Genomic DNA, 23,051 nt, shown 5'->3' on the forward strand with positions numbered 1-23,051 from the left:
GCGCCGCGCAGAGGAGCACTCACCATGTCGTTGTCCCGCTGGAAGCTGATGGCCGGCGTTCTGGGCGTGTCGATCGGCGGGCTGGCCGCCGCCGCGAGTCAGTGCCCGAAACTCGACAAGTCGAAGGGGCGCAAGCCCGAGGAACCGATCGCGTTCGCCGACGTGACCAAGCTGCCGCCGGCCGGCGCGCCATCCGCGCCCGCAGCGCCGACGCTCGCGTTGCCCGGGCCGTCCACTCCGTCCGCACCCGAGTTGCCCAAACTGCCCGATTCACCGAGCGGGAAGGCACCCGCAGTTGCACCAACCGGTGGGCTGCCCCCGATCCCCGATTTCCCGCCGGCCCCGTCGCCGGAACCACCGAAGTCCGCGAAAGTGCCCGATCTGGTGGTCATACCGGCGAGTGCCCCGCCCGTACTGCCGCCGCCCCCCGCGCTGACCGACGCGAAGATTCCCGCTCCGCCCGCGAGCGCCCCGACCCCGCCGAAGTTGCCGGTGCCGGCCCCCGTTCCCGACGCGCCCAAGATCATCCCGTCGGCGCCGACGGGCGACCTGTTTCCGCCCGCGCCCGACAAGCTGACCCCGCTGCCGGGGAGTGTTCCGCCCGCACCGCCGGTGGAATTTGCGCCTCCGAGCAAGCCGGTCGTGGGCGCTGGCGGCACCACACCGGCCCTTCCGCCGATGGGCAGCGTGATTCCCTCCGGCGGCAATGATGCGCTCCAGCCGCCGAAAACGGGCACCCCGCCCGCGCTGCCGATCGACACCCCCAAGGTCGAAGCCCCGGTGACCAAGCCAGAAACCGCGCCGGCCGCGGCCACGAAGTACCGCATCGTGCTCCGCGTGGGCGAGGGCGAGCCGACGTTCGAGGTGAAGAACGGTGACGATCTCGTTCTGAAGGTCGCGTGCGAAAAGGTGGACATCAAGTCGCCGGAGAAGGGCGCAGCGGGGCTGTCGGCCGTGACCGCTCGCGGGAAGGTGCGGTTCGCCGGATTCGGTGTCGAGGGTACCTGCACCGAACTGTCGTTCATGGCCGGCACCGGCGAGGTGAGCATGAGCGGCGAAGTGAAGGTTCAAATGAAGGACAAGCTCGGCCGCGTGGAGTCCGAACTGACCACCACGACCCTGAAGTACAAGATCGACGCCAACGCCGTCGGTGCCAGCATCAAGCCGTAATAAGATTTGAGATTGTCGAGTTGCGAGGGGTGATTGACGGGCGCGTTGACAACGCACGTCAATCACCCCTCGCGATCTTGTTCTTCACCCGTTGATTGCTCTGTTGAATTGATACGTGTGGTCTTAGTTTTGTGGCACAGGCCTCTGGACTGTGTGGGCGCCGCCTCCACAGGCCAGAGGCCTGTGTCACAAAACCAAAGGCACAAGCTTTCAACACGGGAACGTTGATCTCAATTCTGTTCGCGCACCAGCAACCCCATCGCTTGGCGCAACTTCACTTCAGTCTGGTGCCATTCGACGACACTCGACAGTAGCTCGCCTTTCGCTTTGAACAGGTCGAGTTTCGCGGTCACGAGATCGGCAGCGACATTCACCCCGGCGGCCTGCGTCTTTTGAAGTTCTGTGATTCGTGCTTCGACCGCGCGCACATCAAGAGCACGAGCGGCAACAGCGGCCCGGTGCCCGCGGAGCGTGATCGCGGCCGCGCGAATCTCGGCTTCGGCTTGGCGCTCACGTGCAGCGAGCACACCCGCGACGCGCGCGCTCATGGCGGCCCGCTGGCGCGCGGGTTCTTTTGCGAACGGCGAGAACAGGAGCACGAGCGGGTTGTCCGGCTTCAGCTTTGCGAGCAGCGGGTTGATGCCGGTGAGCACCGCGTTCGTCATGTCGCCCGCGCCCCCTCCACCCGCGAGCACGCGGAGCGCGTTCAGGTCCGGCCGGTAGTGCAGGCCGATCGCGACCGCCGGGAACGCATCCACGTCGTCGGGCTTCACTTTCAGTGGATCGGAGGGCCACAACGGGAGCGGATCGTTTGCCGCAAGCCCGAGCCGGGTGCGAAGGCTCGCGTTCAGCGCGCCAGCTCCCGCTTCGAGTTTGGACTGTTGAGCTTCGATGTCCAGCAGTTTGCGCCGAAGCGCGGGCATGTCCGCGCGGTCCTTGAGACCGGCTTTCTCGGCTTTCTCCGCATCCGCGAGCTGCGTGCGGAGTTCGGCTCCGGCGGCACTGAGCAAATCGAACTGTCCCTCGGCTTCGGCCAACTTGAAGAAATCTTCGAGCGCCTCGGCCGCGGCGCGATTACGAAGTTCGTCGGCCGCGTGCCCGCGAACCAAACAACTCACCTCCGCGAACTTCGCGGCCTTCTTCATCAGCTTTGCGTGCGAAGGTGCCTCGTTCTCGGAATGCCTATCGAGGTCGTCCGCGAACGGGGCGTTGGCGATGGCGAGGCGCTGACAGTCCGCGGCCGTGAGTTGGCGGTACTCGCCGGGGCGCGTGATTGGTGAAGCCGAGTGAGTCGGTACCTCGGACACATCAACTTCGATCGCGGATCGAGGCACAATGGGCAATTGAGCCCCGGCGGGCGCGGTTCGGACGGGCGCTGCGCTGGGCGCGTGACACCCCGCGAGCGCGAGGAACGCGCAGTAGGCGAGCCGAGTTGTCGTGAGGGTTGCCACAACGGAATAATCGGCACTGTCGCTCCACGTTCTTCAGAAGAAGCGAGGTGCGTCTGGAACTGCACTAATGCTGGAGCATCCGCCCGCTCTCCCCACCCAACACACAATGTCGCGAGCGGCGCGCCGTGTGCAGCAATTATTCGGATCAAACCTCTCGTCCGGAGGCAAATACCGGACGAAGGCGCCGCCAGAACGGACACGGAGCGCGCGATGATCGCCGAACGCACATGCCCTTCCACCGCCACCGCGTCGCGCCGAATCTTGATCGTGGAAGACCTCGAAGACAGCCGCGAATCCCTTCAGGAACTACTCCAGGAAGCGTTACACGTGGAGGTTGATACGGCCGCGGACGGCGTGCGCGGGCTCGAGTTGCTGACCGAGCGCCCCTACGCCCTCGTTGTCACCGATTTGCGGATGCCAAAAGCCAGCGGGATGCGCGTGCTACGCGAAGTCCAGGACCGCGCACTCTCGTGCGCGGTTGTGGTGATCACCGGTCACGGGTCGGTGCGCGAAGCGGTGGAGGCGATGCGCCTGGGAGCTTACGACTTCCTCCAGAAGCCGATTGACCCGCAACAGTTCGTGTTGCTCGTTGATCGCGTGTTGCGCGATCGGGTACGGGAATGAGCCGGACCGTGGCGCCCGACCGCGAGACCGCGGTATATCATGCTTTTGATCCGGCACATTGGCCGAATTCACTTCACCCGGGGAAGTCCCATGCTGCGATTTGCTCGCACCGCGTTCGTGGTTATTGCCGCAACGCTCGCCTTCAGCGCTTTTGCTGACGACAAGAAAGAAACGAAGGGCGAGGCGCTGAAGACGGTCATTGATGTGAACTACGAGTTCGACAAAGACAAGAAGAAGCTGACGGTGAACGCGACCGGTCAAGTTCCGACCGGTGGGTGGAAGGACGCGAAGCTCACACCGCGTGTAATGAAGGAGGCGCCGAAGGACGGCATCTACGAGTACGACCTGACCGCGGTACGCCCGACCGGTATCGTGACGCAAGTCGTCTCAAAGGTGAAAGCGAGCCACACGTGGGACAACCCACCAGCCGACATCAAAGGTGTGAAAGTCTACGGTGTCGGTGGGGGAGCGAAGACAATCAAGTTCGACAAGTAACGCGACCAGCGACAGATGAATACAGACGAACGGCTCGCCTTCGGGCGAGCCGTTCGCGCTTATAGACGATCTACTCAACGAATGGACTACTCCTTCACGATCTCCAGGCCCTTCTCGTCGGCGATCTCCAGTTGCACGGAATCGGATTTGTTCACTTCGATCTTGCCGGTAGCGCGAATCGTCTTGCCCACGAACGTGTCCGGCCCCGCCTTCGCCCACGGTCCGGTTTGCACTTTCATCGGGAGCACCACCGCGAAGTTGTCCTTCGCGCGAAAGTCTTTGTTCGAGTTCAGGTACAAGTTTGTCTTCCCACCAACGGACTGAACTACGAATTGCACCTTCACCGTTTCGCCGATCTTTTTCGCCGTGTCCGCCGGAGTTAGCACGCCGTCGGGCGCCTTCGCCGGGCTTGCCGGCGCTTTCCCCTTCAGCGTACTCAATCGCACCTTGAACCCGCAGGTCGCGTCGCCGTCCTCGTCGCGGATCTGCACACCGATGCGCGGATCGTCACTGGTCCAGTCGATGGTAATGAATCCGAAGTTGTCTCCGAAGGGCATCCCCGCGAGGCGGTACGAGTTCTTCTCCGGCACGCGCCAGTTCTTCGACGCCTGATTGAATCCGCTGCTCGTGATGTCGTAGAGCGGGTAGCCGATCGACTTCGTATCGACGGAGACGTCCGCGTGGTGCCGGTCGCCGCTGAGGATCAGCACGCCACGGGCCCCGGTGCTGTTCAACAGTGCGTACAACTTCTCGCGCTCTTTGGGAATGTTCGTCCACTTCTCGAACGGGTGTTCGTCGGTGACCACCTGAATGCTCGACACGAGCAACCGCACCTCGGCGGGCTTTTTCAGTTGCGCTTCGAGCCACTTCCACTGCTCGGCACCGAGCATGGTTGCGTCCGCGTCGGTGTTGGGTAGGTACGGCACGATGCGCGTTTTCGGGTCGGCTGGTCCTTTCGCCAGTGGGCTGCGGAAGTACCGCGTATCGAGCATAATTACTTGCACGCGCTTCCCGACGGGGCCGTAAATCTCCGCGTGGTACACGCCCTTCTGTGCGCGCCGCGGATCGTCTTTCGGGGTGTCGAAGAAGTCGTGAAACTCTTTCTGAGCGGCGTCCTTGTGCTCCCACTCGGCGCCCGCGTCGTTCTTGCCGTAGTCGTGGTCGTCCCACGTCCCGAGCATCGGGCACGCGGCTTTTAACTTGATGAACCCCGGTACCTTCGCCATTTGCTGGTACTTGTCGCGGATGACGTCCGGCGTGACCTTCAGCTTCCTGTCGAGGTCCGCGTACATGTTGTCGCCCAGGAGCAACAGCAAGTCGGGCTTGGCCGCAGCGATCGTGTCGAAGATCGGCACCGGCTTGTCTTGATCGACGCACGACCCGAACGCGATCCTGGTCAGGGGCTTCGGGTCATCGGCGCGCGCGGCCGGCGCGAACGCGGTGGCCAACACGAACAAGATGCCGACACGAATGCGGGAACGCATGATGAGGGACTCTGTTTGAAATGAGTGAATCGGCGCTGCGTCTATTCAACGAGCGGTCCCGGTGCTGGCAAGAATCATCCGCGTGAAGGTCGGGTGTAGAGTGTTCCTCGAAATGACGTTCCGCATCGTGAATCACTGAGCGCCCACAACGACCGAGGCCGCGTCTCGGTCGTTGTGGAGCGATTGACCGCGTTACTCCTTGACCGCTTTCTCAAGGTCTTCGACCGCGGTCTTGGCCTCTTTGCTCACGGCCTCCCACTTGTCGGACGCGGCCTTCTCCAACTCTTCCAGCTTCTTCTTGGCCGCGTCGCGCTTGCCCGAGGCTTCTTTCAGCTTCGTGTCCAGTTTGGTTTTCTCTTCGCCCGCGGCCTTGTCTGCCTTCGCCTTCAGGTCATTGATTTGCTTTTCAAACTTGTCCAGGTCCGACTTGTAGATGGCCACGGCCTCTTCTTTCTTTGTCGGCGTGGCCTTTGTATCTTTTGACTGATTGCACCCGACCGCCAAGCCGAGAACCCCGCCCAGCGCGCAGCAGATCACGCACGTTCGTAACATGGAACGCACCCTCAACACGTTGTGATGTGGAATCGTAATAGGCGCGAAGTCGATTTGACCGGTCGTTGAGAGCAACTCGCACCCGTCGTTGTCCCTCACAGATGAGATGCCCCGATGCGGGAATTATTCCCGCGCGATTTGAAGAGAAGATCCCTCCACGAACACCGAGAACGACTCGGTTGACACAGCGATCAGCGCGACCACCTGAAACGCCCCGCGGAACGAGAGCGCCCTTCCCAATACAATCCTCTCGGTCTCCCCACCTCTGGAGCCTGCCCCATGCGCCTCACACTCGCGCTCTCCTTGTTCCTGGTGCCAGTCGCAGTCGGATTCGCTGCGGACGCCGATTCGTGGAAGCTCGATGACAAGTTCAAGCCCGCGAAGCCGGAAGACATGAAGGACGCACCCGGCGCCAAACCGCCAGAAGGCGCGATCGTGTTGTTCGACGGCAAGGACTTCTCGAAGTGGGTGAAGCCGAACGGCAAGGACAAAGTGAAGTGGACGCTCCGCGACGGCGGAATCATGGAGGGCGTGAAGGGGCACGGCGACATCATCACGAAGGAAACGTTCGGCGGGACGTTCAAGTTACACGTCGAGTTTCGCGTGCCCTACGAGCCGGCCGGCGCGGGCCAGGGGCGGGGAAATTCCGGCGTGTACGTGCAAGGTCGGTACGAGGTCCAGATCCTCGACAGCTACGGGCTGAAGAGCGGAAAGAACGATTGCGGCGCGATTTACGGCGTCGCGGCGCCGACGGAGAATGCGTGCAAGGCGCCGACCGTGTGGCAGACTTACGACATCGAATTTTCGGCGCCGAAAGTCGAAAATGGCAAGAAAACCGAACCTGCCCGCATGACGGTGTCTCATAACGGAATCAAGATTCACGACAACGCGCCCGTGACGAGCGACAACACAACAGCCGGCCTCGGCGGGGACATCGCCAAGCCCGGGCCGATCATGCTTCAGGACCACGGGCACCCGGTGCAGTTTCGGAACATCTGGCTGCTGCCCATCAAGTGACTCGCCCGGACCATAAAAACAAGGACGACGGATCGCATGGGAATTAATCCGGTTGAACCCTCCCCGACCGAAAGTGCCCAACCCGCCGCCCGTCTCGAATCCGGTGCCGATCCGACCGCTGTTCCGCCCCCGGACCTCGGAATGCCGACCAGCCCGTATTCGGAGCCGGTCGGTGCGAGCGAGGCCGGTGAAACTGCAGCCGCCGAGTGGCACGCGCTCCCACCCGAATCGGACGCGCCCGGCGCGCCGACGGCAGTTCCGGGTGGGTCGAAAGAACTTCTCAAACTCGCCCTGCCACTGATCGTCAGCCAGAGCTTCATGACGGTGCAGGTGTTCGTGGACACCGTGCTCCTGTCGTGGCACGACCCGCTGGAAATGGCCGCGTCGTTCCCCGCGGTGATGTGGTACTGGCTGTTCTTCGGGCTGCTGCAGGTTACCGCGAGTTACACATCGACGTTCGTCGCGCAGTACACCGGAGCGAAGCGGCCCCACCGCGTCGGCGCGGCCGTGTGGCAGGGGATTCACTTCGCGATCGTCGCGGGAATCCTGTTTTTGGTGGTAGCACCGGCGGCGCCGCTCCTCATCGCCTTCACCGGCCACCCGCCGGAGATCCAGCCGCTGGAAGCCACTTACCTCAAGTGTTTGGCGTTTGCCGCGCTGCCAATGCTCGTGATGGGTGCCGTCAACGGGTTCTTCTCGGGCCGCGGACAGACGTGGACCGTACTGGGAATCGAAGCGTTCGGCACAGCGGTGAACATCGCCCTCGCGCTGGTACTGATCTTCGGCCGATTGGGGTTCCCGGAACTCGGCATCGAGGGCGCGGGTTGGGCGACGGTTGCGGGGTCGTGGGCCGCGGCGCTATTTGCGCTAGCGCTGATGCTCCGCAAGAAGTACCGCGCCGAGTTCGGTACGCTCAGCGGATGGAAGCCGGAGCGCGAACTGTTTCGCCGACTGATGGTTTACGGCGGCCCGGCCGGGATGCAGGTATTTTTAGATGTATTGGTGTTCCACTGCTTCACGATACTCGTCGGGAACCTCGGCTTCGCGGCGCTCGGGGCGACCACACTCACGATCCGGCTGAACATGATCGCGTTCCTGCCGATGATGGGGATGGGGCAGGCGATCTGCATTCTCGTCGGTCAGCGGCTCGGCGGGAACCGGCCGGATCTAGCGGAGAAGAGTACCTATACCGGGCTGAAGTGGGCGTTCGGGTACATGTGTCTCATCGCGCTCGCCTACGTCACGATCCCGAGCATTCTGGTCGAGCCGTTCCGACCGGACAAGCCGGAGGAGCAAGAGAAGTTCGCCACGATCGTCGCACTCGTGCCGACGCTCCTGTTATGCGTCGCGGTGTTCTCCGTGGCGGACGCGATCAACGTGTCGTTCGCGTTCGCGCTCCGCGGCGCCGGGGACACGAAGTACGTCACCAAGCTGACGTTCGCGCTGGCGTGGCCGCTGATGGTGATCCCCACCGCGATCACGGTGTTCGCGGGCGGGAGCGTGTACTGGTGCTGGGTGTTCGCCACGCTGCACATTCTCGGTATGAGCGCGTGCTTCTGGTTCCGGTTCCGTAGCGGGAAGTGGAAGTCGATGCGCGTGATCGAATCGGGCGTGGAAGAAGAAAAGAGTTTCACCGCAGAGGGCACAGAGGGCGCCGAGAAAGGCAAATAGGAGAGTTTAAAGAGCAGTTCTGGTTCTTCTCTCCGTGCTCTCCGCGCCCTCTGCGGTGAGCACGCTTATTTCTTGTCCTTCAGTAGCTTAAGGTGAACGGCGGCCACGTCCCACATGTAGTGGCTGATTTCGTACTTCTCGACGGCTTCCGTGAGGTGCTCGCGGCACTTCTTCGCGTCGCCCTCGGACTCGTAGTAGAGGGCGACGTAGAGGTTCGCGTAGAACCGGGCCTCCTTGAGCGGTTCGCCCTTGAGTTTTTCGTTCTCGGCCGCATCAATCACGTCCTTCGGCTTGATCTTCCCCGCGAACAACTCGAGCACCTGCTTCATCGGCACGCGCGCGTCTTTCGTGACCGGGATCAGGTCTTCGCGGGCCTTCTTGGGCGTGTTCGCGCGCGCGTTGCAGAGGTAGTGCCACGCGGAGTTCTCGACGTCCTCGCCGTTCACCGTGCGGTGCTGCTCGAACTGGTCCACGCCGTCCTTGAAGCGGCCCGCGTAGTAGAGCGCGATCCCGCGGCGCCAGTGGTCCGGGGCGAACTTCGGGTCCGACTTGAGGTACTCGTCGAAGTCCGAGAGGGCTTCCTTGAAGTTGCCGAGTTTCAGTTGCGCGTCGCCGCGGGAATCGTAGGCGCGCACCGCTTTCGGTTCCAGCGCGAGGAGCTTCGTCCACTCCTTGACGGCTTCCGCGTTCTGGCGGAGTTGCGTGTGTGCGGTGGCCGCGGCGAACGGTGCCGCGGGGTTCTTCGGGTCCAGTTCGGATGCCTTCTTCGCCAGCGGAATCACGTCCGCGTATTTCTTCGCCTTCATCGCGGTTTCGATGTCGTCGAGCAGCTTGGTTAACTCTTTTTCTTTCTTCTCGTCCTTCTTATCTTCGGCGCGCGCGCGCCCGAGCGGGCTCACGCTCGTGGTGAGGCAAGCGCCCGCGACGAACGCGGCAACAACGAACACGCGCATGGGTAGCCCTCGTGAGGAAACAATGGGGATGATCCTATTCCGATGGGCGGTCCTATAACAACTTCCATCTTCCTCATTCGCGCTCGCGGAGGCACACGGTGGCGGAACCCAATAAGAGCCAGCCCGAGGGGCTGGACAAACAGAAGATGAAGCAGATCCTCGTACCGGCGCTCGCGGTGGCGGCGATCGTGATACTTGTGGGGTTGGTGGTGTACGTCTCGGAAGCCGCGGCCCCGAAGACAATGTCCGACGGCTCGAACGGCTCGGTCGATGACCCCGACCTGAAGGAACTCAGCACGGGCGTCAAATGCCGCGATTTAAGGTTCGGAACGGGCGAATCGTGCCCGCCCGGTGCGGAGGTGAAGATCCACTACACCGGGTGGGTTCCCGACGGCACCGTGTTCGACAGTAGTAAGGACCGCGGGCAACCCGCGACTTTCAAGCTCGAGGACCTGATCGTCGGGTGGCAAGAAGGTATTCCGGGCATGAAACCCGGGGGGGTTCGCAAACTGGTGATCGCGCCGGACAAGGGCTACGGAAAGCGGGGGAAAGGGAAAATTCCGCCCGACAGCACACTCGTATTCGAGATCGAGCTAATTGAAGCGCACAACCATAACCACTCGGAGGCGCCGAAAGACGTTACGGTCGGCTCCGGCAAACCGATGTCCGACGGGTCCAACGGGGGCACCGAGGATCCCGGTCTCAAAGACATTGGCAGCGGGCTAAAAATCCGCGACTTGAAGGAGGGTACCGGCGAACCCGTTGCGGAGGGTGCGACGGTGACGATGCACTACACGGGCTGGTTGGTGAACGGGCACCAGTTCGACAGCAGTAAAACGCGGGGCGTACCGTTCGACGCAGTTCTCCGCCCGGGTACCGAAAAATCGGTAATTAGGGGCTGGGAGCGCGGAATCCCGGGGATGAAGCCCGGTGGCGTGCGGAAGCTCGTGATACCAGCGGATTTGGCCTACGGTCCCAAAGGTCGATCGGGTATTCCCGGGGGCGCCACACTCATTTTTGAAGTGGAACTCGTCAAGTGATTCGTTAATCGTCCGTATTCAGTTGTTGTCAAAAACCGGGCGGGGACCGTCGCGGTACCGCCCGGTGTTAACTGACAGCAAACGCGAACCGCCTCCGTTAGCGCTGCACCCGAGCCCCGGCGCCGGAGGCGAACGCTTCGACCTCCGCGAGCGTGCCCATCGTGGTGTCGCCGTGGTACGTGGTGAGCAGCGCGCCGTGTGCCCAGCCGAGATTGAGCGCCTGCTGGGTGTCGCGCCCGCTGAGGAGCCCGTAAATGGTGCCGGCCGCGAACCCGTCTCCGCCGCCGATGCGGTCGATCACGTCGAGCTGCGTCGTCGGGCTGACGTACCGCTTCCCGTCGAGCCACAGCACCGCGGCCCAGTCGTGCCGGTTGGCCGAGTGCGTTTCGCGGAGCGTGGTCGCCACCAGTTTGATGTTCGGGAACTCCTTCACCGTGTTCTCGATCATGCCGAAGAACACGTCCGGGTTCAGCTTCGATTCCTCTTTCTTCGTCACTTCGGGGCCTTTGACGCCCAGTCCCTTCTGCATATCCTCTTCGTTCCCGATGAGGCAATCGACGTTCGCGACGATGCGCCGGAGCGTTTCCACCGCGCGCGTCTCGCCGCCGACCGGCTTCCACAGCTTCCCGCGATAGTTCAGGTCGAACGACACGATCGCGCCCTGCGCTTTCGCGGCCCTCATGCCCTCAATGATGAGCTCCGGGTTGTTTTCGGACAGCGCCGCGAAGATGCCGCCGGAGTGGAACCAGCGCACGCCGCCGGCCATGATCTTGGCCCAATCGAAGTCGCCGACCTTGAGGAGCGAAGCGGCTTCGTTGGCGCGATTGTAGAAAACGACCGGGGCGCGGACGCCCTGCCCGCGGTCGCTGTAGACGGTGGCGATGTTCGGCCCGCGCACGCCGTCGTGCTCGAAGTGCTTGTAGAACGGCGTGACGCCCATTTCGCGCACGCGGGCCTGCACCAGGTCGCCGACCGGGTAGTTGACCATCGCGCTCGCGACGCCGGTGCGCAAACCGAAACAGTCGGAGAGGTTCGCGGCGACGTTGTACTCGCCGCCGGAAACGTGAACGTCGAACCCGCGGGCCTTGCGGAACGGCGTGACACCGGGGTCGAGCCGGTGGACCAGTGCTCCGAGCGAGAGGAAGTCGAGCGCGCAGGTGTCGGTGCGGATCGGAAGAGGCATGAAGGAACTCCGGGAAGCGTCTTGTGTGGTCTACGCTATCGCCGAAGAAAGGACGGACAAGACGGTGCAAAATGAGGAAATCAGTACGTCCAGAAGTGCGTGACCCGAACGGTGCCGCCCGCGGTATCAACAGTGAACCGAATCGCACACGGTGAATCATACGCGATCCGGCGCCCGGCCCCTGAGCGCGACTCGCCGAGATCGTTTGGGTCCGCAGCGAGCTGGTTATTGAACCGAATTACAGCCCGTTCGATCGCGTCGCGCGTTGACGTGTTCGCTTGAACGAAGGCATCCGCCAGTGCGTCAAGAGCCGAATCGCGCCAGATCACCGCGAACATCGCAGATCCCTCAATTTCGCCCCGACCTCCGCAGCGGTGTACCACGTGCCAGTGGTCACGTCCTCGCACTGGCGTAGTTCTTCTTCGGAGATGTGCGGTTCTGCACCGTGCATAGAAGCCGGGGTAAACGTCCCCAAGATCCGACCGTCACTCGCGCGGAACTCTACCGGCGCGCTGGCTCGGGCGAGTTCAGTAACGAGGAGCGCGTCGGCGATCGTGATGGACATGGCTATCTCCTTGCGAATAGCCGAATTATATCACCGAGCCAGCCTCCGAACAATCGATCCGCGCTCTTCGGCGCCGGGCGCGGAACTGCAGCCCGGTCACTTTTCCGCGGGTAATTTCGCGGCCTTTTCCCGCCACGACGCGGCTTGTTTTTCGTCCTTTGCGACCCCGATGCCTTTCTCGTAGCACCGGGCCAGGTTGGTCATACCGTTCTTGTCCCCGTGGTCCGCGGCTTTGCGGTACAGTCGAACCGCTTCCCCGGCGTCCGCGGGTATACCGCGCCCGTGTTCGTAAATGAGACCGAGGTTGTTCGTGGCCCCGACGTGCCCCTGGGCGACCGCCTTTTCGTACCACTCGCGCGCCTTCACGTGGTCCGGCTTCCCGTTCCCGTCCTTGTGCTTGCCCGAACTGTAGAGGACACCGAGGTTGTGGAGGGCCTGCGCGTGCCCCTGGGCCGCGGCCTTCTCGTACCACTCTTGCGCCCTGGCGTGGTCGGGTGTGCCGGTCTTGCTGTCGTGGCGGCCCGTACCGTACAGGAACCCGAGGTACAACTGGGCGTTAGAATCGCCCTGGGCAGCCGCTTTCTCGAACAGTTCGCGCGCTTTGGTGTAGTCCTGCGTGACACCCAGGGGCCGGTAGTACAGCAGCGCGAGGTGGTACTGGCCGATGGCGTACCCCTGTTCGGCGGCCTTCTCGTACCACTCGCGCGCCGTCTTGTAGTTCTGGGTGACGCCGAGTCCGCTTTCGTACAGGACGCCCAAGTTATTTTGAGCACCGGGGTGGTTCTGCGACGCGGCCTTTTCGTACCACTCGCGGGCCTTGGCGTAGTCGGTCGAGACCCCGAGCCCGTTACCGTACAGGAGCCCAAGATTGTTCTGGGCGTTGGAGTACCCCTGTTCGGCCGATTTCTCGTACCACGCGTGGGCCTTCGTGGGGTCTTTCTTGACCCCGCGGCCGTGAGCCAAGCAGTACCCCAATTCGTCCATCCCGATCGCGTTACCGCGGTCGGCGGCTTTGCGGAACCACGCGACCGCCTCCGGTGGGTTCTTCGTCACCCCGGAACCGGTCGCGTAGCAGTACGCCAGTTCGACCATCGCGGCCGGCCCACCGAGATCGGCAGCTTTGCGGAACCACTCGGCGGATTCCGCTGAGTCTTTTGTCACCCCGCGCCCGTCCCGGTAACTGACCCCGAGTAAATACATTGCCATCCGGTCGTCGAGATCAGCGGCTTTGCGGAACCACGCGACCGCTTCGGTTTCGTCCTTCGGAACGCCCTTACCGTCGCGAAAGCACCCGCCCAACTCGGTCATCGCGATCGGCTCACCGGCCTCGGCCGCTTTGCGGTACAGCCGGGCCGCCTTCGATTCGCTCTTGGCCGCGCCGATGCCGTTTTCCAGACAGTTCGCGTACAGGACCATGCCGTACACGCAATCGCCTTCGGCCGCTTCGCGCCACGCGCGCCACCGGGTCGGCCCGCGCTCTTTGAAGAACGGGTGGGACGTTTCCCCCCCCGAGGCACTGAGGTAGTCACTCCAGTCGCGCCGGAGGTCCGCATCGATCGCCGGCTTCGGGTCCGGGGCCGCGGGCGCCGGTTCCGGCTTTTTCGGCTCCGGTTCTGGGGGTTCCGGCTTCAAAGTCGAAACCGGGCGCGGGTCCGGGGCTTCGGAAATGGGTTCGGGCTTAGTGATAACGAGTGTGGATGCGCCCGGATCTGTTACGGGCGGTTTCGGTGTCGCGCCGTCGCCGAGCGCGACCGGCGGACCCGAGTCCTTCGTGGGTTCCGGCTTCTGCATCACCAGAAGCGCCACTGCCGCCCCGCCGACCAGTAGCGCTGCGCCCGACACGAGTAACGCAATTACGGGCAGGCGCTGACGGGCTCGCGGTGCGGGCGCCGCAGTTTTTGGCGCGCGTAATTCGCGGACCGAACGGGGGAGCGGGGGCGGGACCGGCCGGTGCTTGGCCGAGGATTGTGGCGACCGGCCCACGGGCACGGTGGGGAGTTCGGGAACCTCGTCGGCGAGGGGCGGCTCCTCGGTGAGTTCCAGCGCGCCACCCAATCGGGGTTCCGCGCTATCAAAAGCGGCCACCGGGAGCGCGCCGCCCCGCTCACTCGAGCGCAGGTAGGCCCCGAGTGCGGTCGCGAATTCTTTCGCGGAGCGGTAGCGGTCGGCGGGGTGCTTGGCCAGCGCTTTGAGGCACACGGCATCGAGCGCCGGGTCGAGGTCCCCAACGACCCGCGACGGGGGCACCGGGGCGGTTTCGCAGTGGTCGCGCATCACCTCCCAGACGGACCCGAAAAAGGGCACGCGCCCGGCGAGCATCTCGTAGAGGATGACGCCGAGGCTGTACACGTCCGACAGCGGCCCGATCTCGGCCACCAGCCCGCGGGCCTGCTCCGGGGACATGTACGCGGGCGTTCCCTTGGGCACCCCGTTACTGGCCGCGGACCCCTGATCGACGAGCCGGGCCAGCCCGAAGTCGGCGATCAAAACCTCGCGGTGGGTCTCGTCGAAGAGCACGTTCGCGGGCTTCAGGTCGCGGTGAACGACCTTCTGTGCGTGCGCCGCGGCCAGCCCCAGTGCGAGCTTCCGCGCGATCGCGAGCGCGTGGCGCGGGGGCACCGGGGCCGCGCGGCGCTGGAGCAGCCCGGCCAGCGTGCCCGGGACCACGCGCATCACGATGTAGGGCAGCGTGCCGTCGGTGCCGACCTCGTAGACCGGGCACACGTTGGGGTGGTGGATGATGGCGGCCAGTCGGTTCTCGCGGAGGAACGATTCGCGGAACTCCGGGGTCAGTTCGTCGACCTTCGGAACCTTGATCGCGACCTCTCGTTCGAGTTCCAGGTCGAACCCCAAGTACACGCGCGCGAACGCGCCCTCGCCGAGCAGCGCGCGGACCTCGAAGCGCCCGATGCGGACGGGCCGGGTGCCCGGGATCGACCGGGCCGGCGCGCTCGGACCGGTGCGCCCGCCCGTGAGCGTCTCGGGGTCCGGCGCGCGGGGCGGAGTTTTGGGTACGGCAAAATCGGCCGGGTCGAGTTCGGACATGGTGCTCGGCTCGCGGGGGAACGCGGACACGAATAACAATTATTGTGACCGCGAAACGACACGGTGCCAAGAGGCGAAGCCCGGGCTTTCGGCGGGCCGCGCTACGGAACAGGAAATGATTCGCGCCGGGAACCCGCAGATTTGATCGGAACGGCACCGTTCCCGGACAAAAACGACACCGCCCCGGCTCACGTGAGCCGGGGCGGTGGAACCGAACTTACTTGGTACTACCGCCGACGAAGATCCCGGGCGAGGGGGGCATGTTCACCGGCACGGCCAGGAAGCTGTCCAGGAGGTCCAGCGTCTGGCCGTCGAAGACCTTGACGTGCGGGGCGCTGCCGCCCGCGCCCGTGAGGATGTCCGCGAGCCCGTCGCCGTCGCGATCGATCGCCCCGACGCGGACCCCGAACGTTGCACCCGGGTACGCGATGAAGCTCTGCAGCTCCGCACCCGTCAGCGCGTCGAGGGCCTTCACGTGCGGTGCGTTCGTCGCCCCGGTGATGATCTCGGCGCGCCCGTCGCCGTTCAGGTCCCCGGCCGCGACGTAGATGCCCCCGAGGTACCCGGCCCCGTATGCGAAGTAGCTCCCGAGGAGTTGCCCGTTGTTCTGCCCCGAGAACGCCTTGACGTGCCCGGCGAACGTGGCCGACCCGGTAATCACGTCGGCGAGGCCGTCGCCGTTTACGTCGCCCGCGCCCACCGTAACCCCGACCGGGTTCCCGCCGCTCGTCGAGTAGGCGAAGAAGCTCAGGAGCGTGTCCGCGGGGTTGCGCCCCGAGAACGCCTTGACGTGGTCGTTGGCGATGGCCGTGCCGACGACGATGTCCGCGAACCCGTCGCCGTTCACGTCCCCGGCCGCCACGTTCACCCCGCCCGTGTACCCGATGAACGTGAAGAAGCTCGCGAGTTCCGAGTAATCGGACCCGCTGTACACCTTCACGTGCCCGCCGGGCGCCCCCGCCCCCGCGGACACGATGATATCGCTGATCCCGTCGTTGTTCACGTCCCCGGTCGCCACCTTCACCCCCAACGTGTAACCGTCGAAGGGCGTGAGCACCCGGAGCAGCGCGCCGGTCCGCGGGTCGAAGACCTGGACCGTGGCGACCGGACCCGCGTCCGTGCCGACCACCAGGCGCGCCTGCCGGTCAACGATCTGGGACGCGGTACCGGACCCGGACCGGTAGAACGTGTCGCCCGAGTAGACGGCCGAGATGATGCTCGTGCCCGCACGGATCGTGCTGGTGCTGAGGCTCGCGGCGCCGGTCGCGTCGAGGGCCACAACTCCCAAGACCTCGCCGGTCGTGGAGTTGATGAAGGTAATCGTGCCGGTCGGGACCGCGAGCCCGGTCTGCCGCGCCACCCGCGCGACGAAGCCGACCGTGTCCCCGAAAACGCTCGGCCCGTTCAGTGCCTGCAGGGTCGTCGTCGAGACGACGGTGACCGACTGTATCAAGCGCAGATCGGTCTGGGTGCGTGCTTCGTAGGTGGACGGGGTCGGCGTGAACGTCGCGGTAACGGTATACGAGCCGGCGTTCGCGAACGTCGTCAAGAACGAGGCCGCCGCCTGATTGAGCGTGCCCGTTGCAGCGAGCGCTTGCGTCCCGATCGACACGCCGTTGACGAAGAACTCCACCGTGCCCGCCGGTACAGCGTCACCGGCCGCCGCGGGTGCGATAGTGACGGTGTATGTCACGGCTTGACCGGGGAGCGACGGGTTGGTATTCGACTGGATCGTCGCGGTCGAAGCGAGGGCGAGCACGCGGACGAGGACACTGTTCGCGGTGTAGTCGATCTGGTAGGTCCGGGTGCCGATGGTGAAGGTCGCCAGGTCCGCCAGCCCACTGAAAGTACCGGTAACGCCGCCCGTGGCCGTAAGGATCGTAAACGTGGCGCCCACGTTGGGACTGAAGGTCGGGCTGAACACCAGGGTCGCGCTGTTGTTGAGCGTCGCGATCCCGCTGACCGCGACGCTGTCGTAGCCGGACCCGAGCGTCGTGCCGTTCGCCTCCACAACGAAGGTCGAGGAGTAAAAGGTCAGATCCCCGTTGATACTGAGGAGCGCGGGACTGAGCCCCGGCGAGAGCGTACCGCCGGAGGTCACCGTGACGCTCCCAACGGTCCCGGTTCCACCGAGCGTGGCGCCGGGGCGCACCTCCACCGGCGCGTTCCTCAGGTCCGTGTTCACGAACACGGTCCCGCCGACGATGATCGTCGTGCCGGCGTAGCCGAGACTGGCGGGGCCGTCCAGCGTGAGCGTGCCGGTACCGACCTTCCCCACCCCGCCGCCCGCGGTACCCGTGATGGTGCCCGAAAAAACCGACGAAGAGTTATCGCCGCCGATTATCAGCGCCCCGGCGCCGAGCACGAGTGTGCCCGAGCCCGATAGAGAGGCGACCGCGTCCGATTGACCGTTCAAGTCCAGCGTGGTCCCCGGCGCGAGCGCAACGACGGTGCCGTCGGGGAGCGTGTTGCTCCCGGTCAACTGCAGGGTTCCGCGGGCGACCGTGGTCGTACCACTGTACGTGTTCGCCCCGCTGAGGCGCAGTTCCCCGCCCCCGTCCTTGATGATCCCGTCACCGGGGCTCCCGGAGATCACGCCGCTCACCTCGAGGAAACCGTCCTGCGCGGCCGTAACCGTCTTGTTGGGTGTCGGGAGCGTGGCCACCACCATCTGGGTCGGAGCCACCGTCGCCGTCTGGCCCTCGTAGAACGTGTCCCCGGTGTACGCGGCGGTGATCGTGTGGGAGCCTTGAGTCAGAGCCGATGTTGTGAACGACGCCACGCCACCGGTAAGAGGTATTGCGATCGCGCCCGGCATAGCGACCCCGTTATCGAAGAACGTCACCGTCCCGGTCGGCGCGGGGTTAGCGGCGACCTGGCGCGTGGCGGTGAAGGTGAACGTCACGCTCTGGTTCACCAGGGACGTGTTGGCGCTCGAGCGGAGCTGCACAGTGAGGGGGTTGGTAACCGCCTGCTGCGGCCGGAGCTGCACCGTCGTGTCCGCATAGGCAGATCCGGCGCCCGCGGCGTACCTGGCGGTGATGAAGTGCGTGCCGAACGTCAGGTTCGAGAGACTGAACGAGGCGAAACTGGTGAGCCCACCCGCGGGGGTGGTGAGATTCACCGCCGCGAGCTGCGTCGCCCCGTCGAAGAACGTCACCATCCCACCGGGCACCGGATCACCGGCCTGACGGGTGGCAACGAAATCGAACGTTACAATTTGCCCCGTTGACGACGGGCTGGCGCTCGAGCTGAGCTGGATCTGGAGCGGGGTGGCCACCACCTGGACCGGCCCGAGGGTCGCGGTCCCGCCCGCGTTGCCCCCGTCCCCGGAGTACACGGCGGTGATGGCGCGTAATCCGGCAGGCAGCGCGTTAGTGGTAAACGTTGCCACCCCGTTGACCACGTTAACGGGGACGGTGTTGAGCGGGATGCCGGCATCGAAGAAATTCACCTGCCCGGTCGCGGTCGCGGAGTTGACCTGGAAAGTGAAGGTGATGGCCTGCCCGACCGGGGTCGGGTTGGCGTTGGAACTGAGGAGCAGCACGGGGGCGTTGACCACGATCTGCCCGCCCAAGAGGACCACCGTTTGGGCCTCGTAGAACGGATCCCCGGAGTACACGGCAGTGATCACGCGGGTGCCCGCGGCCAGGGTCGAGATCAGGTCCGAGGTCGCCTGGCCGTTCACGAGTGTCTTCGCCACACCGATGATGGTGGCACCATCGAAGAACGTTACTGTCCCGGTCGGCACGGGGCTGCCGAACTGGTTCGTGGCGGTGAAGTTGAACGTCACACCCTGACCCACGGCGGACGAGTTGGCACTGGACGTGAGCAGAAGTGACGGGGCGTCGACGACGATCTGGCCCCCAAGGAGGGTGACGCTCGAGGGGGCGTAGTACGCATCACCGGAGTACTGGGCAGTGATGACGTACACCCCGGCACCCAGCCCGGAGTTCAGCGTCGCGACCCCGTTGGCGTTCAGGAAAGCGCCACCGATCGGAGTCGTAACCCCGTTTGCCGTGGCAAAGAATGTGACACTCCCGGTTGGGAGCGGGTTGCTCGCCTGCGACCGGGTGATCGTGAACGTGAACGCCGCGTTCCCGGGGCTGGTCTGGTTCGCGTTCGAGGTGAGGAGTTGCCGCGAGGGGGCCCCGACCACCTCCTGGGTCGACGGCAGCGCCACGGTCGTGCCCGCGTAGACCGCGTCCCCGGAGTACTCGGCGGTGATCGTGTGGCTCCCGGCCGACAGGTTGCTCGTGGTGAGCGTGAACGTCGTGACCCCGACGTTGAAAGAGGGAGTGCCGAACCCGAGGGAGGTCGCGCCGTCGAAGAACTCCACCGACCCGCCCGCGGCTGGCCCGCTCCCGGTGATGATGTTCACGGTGAACGTGACTGCGCTACCGAATTGAGACACGGCCGAACTCGAGAAGAACTCGGTCGCCGCCAGCGACTTCACGCTGAAGGTGCGCGTGACCCCGCCGAGGGACACGTTACCGGTGATCTTCGCGGTGTCGCCCGCACCAGCAACGAGCACGTCGCTGGCGAGGGTCAGCAACCCGGCCCCAGTCGTCAACTCGCCGCCGGCGAGGGTCACCGCGCCGAGCGTCTCATTGAACCCGTTCAGGTTGAGTAGCCCGTCCTGCTGGACGCGCACGCGAATCGTGGTCGCGCTGACCGATTCGGGGATCTGGTTGGACGCTTCCAGGCGCAGCTCGGCCGAGTTATTGGCACCGGTGCCGTCGCCGACGAACACTTGACCGTTCAGCGCGTTCAGGCCGGGCGTTTTCGCGAGCGTGAGGCGCCCGTCGTCGACGAACGTGGGCTTGACGAACGTGTTATTCGCGGTCCCGCTGAGGCGCAACTCACCGGCGCCGATCTTGTGGAAATCGGCGTCACCACTCACAACGCCCGAAAACGTGAGCGAGCCGCCGGCGGCCACGTTAATATCGGCCCGGGTCGCGTCAACGCCGAGGAGAGTGATGAGGCCGGTGATTTGACTGTTGCCCGGGCCGACCACGAGAGCGCCGGTACCGGACACCCCGGTCCCCGAAAGTGTCAAGGCTTCGGTCATGGTGATCGCATTGGCCACTTGCAGCGTGGCCCCCGCGAACACCCGAGTACCGGCCCCGTTGGTCCCGCCCAGAGACTGGTTGGATTGGATAATGGTCAGCCCCTGACGCAGGGACGTGGACCCGAGGTACGTGTTGTTCCCAGAGAGGGTCAGGGTTCCGGTCCCGGTCTTTTCCAAGCTCGGAATGGTGCCCCCGGGGGGCGTCGCGACGTCGCGGATGCTGCCCGAGACAGTCAGCGAACTCCCACCGTCGACGTTGAGAGAGGCCGCAGATCCGAGCGTGGCGGCGCCACTGAATGTAATCGCCGACCCGCCGATGATGTGAACCGCGCCACTGGTCTCGAACCCGACACCGTTCAGGACCAGCGGCCGTGCTAATGTGTAATTCCCCTCGATTTGAAGGGTACCAACCGCCCCGTCCGTACCCGAAGTCGAGTTAACCGTAACGGTACCACTGGACCCAAGGGCCAGAGCGTTAGCGATCTCCAAGGTGCCGTTATTGACGTTCGTGTTACCGGTGAAGGGCGTGAAGCCGGTGGGCACCCCGGTCGCACTGTTGTTGCGAGCGATGCGAACATTCCCCTGGTCGGTCTTCGACATATCGGCCGCACCACCGAGCGCCCCAGAAAGCAGCAACTCGCTGCCCTGAGTCGCCCCGATGTTTGAAGCGCTCTGCAGGGTAATGGTGCCGAGCCACGTGGACGCGCCCACGAAGTCCAAAAGCAGAGCGCCGAGGCGCCGCTGGGCAAGGTCCACGAATATGCCGGGGCCGTTCAGGAAAAGTGTTTCGTTAACGGCGAGCCCACTGTCGAGCCTCAGAGTTGTGCCGTTGAACACCGTGGTCGAGAAACCGGGCGAGAGCGCATTGTTATCGTAGATCGTGACGCTCCCCCCCCGAATCAGAGTATTGCCCCCGTAAGTGTTCCCGACCTCCAACTCCAAATCACCGGCGCCCACCTTCGTCAGATTGCCGCTCCCACTGATCCCGGTGGTATCGACAATGAGCCCCGTCCCAGGGGTTCCCAGCGTAAAGACGTCGACGCCGATGCTCACGTTGCCAATGAGCGCGATCCCCCCGGACCAGGTACCGTGCGGCAGTTGCGTGGTCGTAGAACCGCGGAACGTGCGGTACGGGTCATTCATACCGCGGAGGGCCCCCAACCCGCCCACCCCGTCCCCGACGAGGTCGAGCGAGTCGGAGACGGTGGCCCCGTTCGCAATGCCCATCGTCGCACCGAAGTCCACGACGGTTCCGCGGACCGTGTCGCCGAGTGCGTTGTCGCTCGAGGCGATAAGGATGCCCTCAGCGACACGCACCCCACCGGTGAACGTGTTGTTCCCGGCCAGCGCGATCGTGCCGGTCCCCCGCTTCAGCAACCCGCCCATCCCCCCGGCCGGGTCGATGATGTTCGCGTTGATGTACAACACACCGACGCCATCGCTCCGGAACTCCTGGTTGAGGCCGTTCAACTGGACGGTCAGGTTCGAAACGCCGTTCCCCGGCGTGAACGTCGGCCCGAGCAGCGAGAGCCCGGCGAGCGAACCTACGGTCTGCGGGATGTTGGCAGTCACGCGCCCCAGGATCGTCAGCGTCGTGCCCGCGGTGAGTGCGTCGATGTGATAATTGTCGTCGTTGATCTGCAGATTGCCGATGATCCAGTTCTTGCGGGTCGCAAAGCTGTGAAACGGGTTATCATCGATGATGGAGTTCGCGAGCTTCCCGCCGTCGATCCCTACGGCCGGAGGAGTGGGGGGCGGGTTGTGAGCCCCGTTCGGGAAGATGAACGCGCCGTTGACGATCGCCGCAGGGGGCTTGTTGGCGGCCGCGAGCCCGGCCGGGAAGATGACATCGTCCCCGTCCTGGGGAATATTACCGAGCTGCCAGTTGAGGGAATTGCTCCACAAGGCGGATAAATTCCCACCCGTCGGGGCAGGGATCCCACCACCGGTCCACACCGCGACGGCCATCAGGGCGCGGTCCTCCAGCGCCTCGACCGTGAGCGCCGGCTGAATCGGGGCGCACGCACCCTGACCGACAAACCGCTTCTTGAGCAATTGGCGAAGCCACGATCGCGACATAGCTGTACCCGCGTGGTGTTTATGGACTGTATGTTCCGTGTCAAAAACCAATTAGAAAAGAACACAAGAGAACAACACTTAGCGCCCCGCTAAGTTTCGCTTGACGTTACATGCCCTTGTGTTTGTGCTTGAGCTTGAGGACGGTTCGGTGCAGATTCACTTCCAGTATGCCCGCAGTTTATGAGAAGGCTATGAGCCGGGAGTCTCTTCGCACGAGAATGCACGGCCGATTCGTTTGTGGAACGCAAATCTCGGAATTGTGCTGTCGAGGCGCGAAACCTTGAATTTCATGGATACAGCGGCGATCTCGGGCGTGTGTCGCATGAAAATGTGATTATTACTAAACATCGACCAAAGAACGGGTTCCCGAGTCTGTCAACGACGGTACTTGCCTATGATCTGAAGCTAATTCGTCATCAATTGCTCTGTCGCCACGCGCACGGCGCCCGATAACCGGACACTTCGTCACGACGATTGTAACAACCCAATTAATACCCCCGTGGGCCGCGGGTCAGGCGCCCAACGACTATGCCCTACCAGTACAACGATTGTAACAGCCCTCCGCGCCGATCCCGCGCCGCTTGACACGACTCGGCCCCCACTCCTATAAAGACTGTTCGATCTTTGCCGAACACCATGCCGGGCCGCAAC

General features: G+C 64.3%; 15 protein-coding genes. 6 read left to right on the forward strand and 9 right to left on the reverse strand.

Annotation, left to right across the window (positions count from 1 at the left end; translation table 11 throughout):
- The first annotated feature begins 24 nt into the window (after positions 1-24).
- Positions 25-1,170 carry a hypothetical protein gene (locus tag J8F10_RS25280; protein ID WP_210658687.1) on the forward strand — a complete coding sequence of 382 codons (1,146 nt, stop codon included), beginning with the start codon at positions 25-27 and terminating at the stop codon, positions 1,168-1,170.
- 230 nt (positions 1,171-1,400) lie between these two features.
- Here the strand turns inward: J8F10_RS25280 and J8F10_RS25285 are convergent, their stop codons facing one another.
- Positions 1,401-2,621 carry a hypothetical protein gene (locus J8F10_RS25285; RefSeq protein ID WP_210658689.1) on the reverse strand — a complete coding sequence of 407 codons (1,221 nt, stop codon included), beginning with the start codon at positions 2,619-2,621 and terminating at the stop codon, positions 1,401-1,403.
- A gap of 210 nt (positions 2,622-2,831) precedes the next feature.
- Between J8F10_RS25285 and J8F10_RS25290 the strand changes: the two genes are divergently transcribed.
- A complete protein-coding gene (locus J8F10_RS25290) occupies positions 2,832-3,245 on the forward strand; it encodes a response regulator (RefSeq protein ID WP_210658691.1) in 414 nt (137 codons plus the stop codon).
- A 90-nt stretch (positions 3,246-3,335) separates the two neighbouring features.
- Positions 3,336-3,740, forward strand: coding sequence for a hypothetical protein (locus tag J8F10_RS25295; RefSeq protein WP_210658693.1), 405 nt, complete (start codon positions 3,336-3,338; stop codon positions 3,738-3,740).
- Between the two features lie 86 nt (positions 3,741-3,826).
- Here J8F10_RS25295 and J8F10_RS25300 read toward each other — a convergent pair whose 3' ends face one another.
- Entirely contained in the window at positions 3,827-5,224 is a 1,398-nt protein-coding gene (locus J8F10_RS25300) for an alkaline phosphatase D family protein (RefSeq protein ID WP_210658695.1), read from the reverse strand.
- A 192-nt stretch (positions 5,225-5,416) separates the two neighbouring features.
- Positions 5,417-5,776, reverse strand: coding sequence for a hypothetical protein (locus J8F10_RS25305; protein WP_210658697.1), 360 nt, complete (start codon positions 5,774-5,776; stop codon positions 5,417-5,419).
- 279 nt (positions 5,777-6,055) lie between these two features.
- On the opposite strand from J8F10_RS25305, the gene J8F10_RS25310 reads away from it, so the two are divergent.
- Positions 6,056-6,793: a 3-keto-disaccharide hydrolase gene (locus J8F10_RS25310; RefSeq protein WP_210658699.1), complete on the forward strand. Its 738-nt coding sequence runs from the start codon at positions 6,056-6,058 to the stop codon at positions 6,791-6,793.
- Positions 6,794-6,934: 141 nt separating this feature from the next.
- Positions 6,935-8,464 (forward strand): MATE family efflux transporter, encoded by a 1,530-nt coding sequence (locus tag J8F10_RS25315; RefSeq protein ID WP_246523570.1) that lies wholly within the window; start codon positions 6,935-6,937, stop codon positions 8,462-8,464.
- Positions 8,465-8,529: 65 nt separating this feature from the next.
- Here J8F10_RS25315 and J8F10_RS25320 read toward each other — a convergent pair whose 3' ends face one another.
- A complete protein-coding gene (locus J8F10_RS25320) occupies positions 8,530-9,417 on the reverse strand; it encodes a tetratricopeptide repeat protein (protein ID WP_210658703.1) in 888 nt (295 codons plus the stop codon).
- Positions 9,418-9,515: 98 nt separating this feature from the next.
- Here J8F10_RS25320 and J8F10_RS39250 point away from each other — a divergent pair, with 98 nt between their 5' ends.
- The gene (locus J8F10_RS39250) at positions 9,516-10,457 is read left to right on the forward strand and encodes an FKBP-type peptidyl-prolyl cis-trans isomerase (RefSeq protein ID WP_315854161.1); all 942 of its coding nucleotides are present in this window, start codon (positions 9,516-9,518) and stop codon (positions 10,455-10,457) included.
- 97 nt (positions 10,458-10,554) lie between these two features.
- Here J8F10_RS39250 and J8F10_RS25335 read toward each other — a convergent pair whose 3' ends face one another.
- The 5 genes from J8F10_RS25335 to J8F10_RS25355 form a co-directional block, all read right to left on the reverse strand.
- A complete protein-coding gene (locus J8F10_RS25335) occupies positions 10,555-11,640 on the reverse strand; it encodes a sugar kinase (protein WP_210658705.1) in 1,086 nt (361 codons plus the stop codon).
- An 80-nt stretch (positions 11,641-11,720) separates the two neighbouring features.
- Positions 11,721-11,978 (reverse strand): hypothetical protein, encoded by a 258-nt coding sequence (locus tag J8F10_RS25340; protein ID WP_210658707.1) that lies wholly within the window; start codon positions 11,976-11,978, stop codon positions 11,721-11,723.
- Positions 11,966-12,205, reverse strand: coding sequence for a hypothetical protein (locus tag J8F10_RS25345; protein WP_210658709.1), 240 nt, complete (start codon positions 12,203-12,205; stop codon positions 11,966-11,968). The genes J8F10_RS25340 and J8F10_RS25345 overlap by 13 nt, the downstream gene beginning before the upstream one ends.
- A gap of 96 nt (positions 12,206-12,301) precedes the next feature.
- Entirely contained in the window at positions 12,302-15,250 is a 2,949-nt protein-coding gene (locus tag J8F10_RS25350) for a protein kinase domain-containing protein (RefSeq protein ID WP_210658711.1), read from the reverse strand.
- Between the two features lie 217 nt (positions 15,251-15,467).
- Positions 15,468-22,400 (reverse strand): Ig-like domain repeat protein, encoded by a 6,933-nt coding sequence (locus J8F10_RS25355; RefSeq protein WP_210658713.1) that lies wholly within the window; start codon positions 22,398-22,400, stop codon positions 15,468-15,470.
- Positions 22,401-23,051 lie beyond the last annotated feature (651 nt).

Origin of the sequence: Gemmata palustris, assembly GCF_017939745.1 — a bacterium.
Classification (GTDB): domain Bacteria; phylum Planctomycetota; class Planctomycetia; order Gemmatales; family Gemmataceae; genus Gemmata; species Gemmata palustris.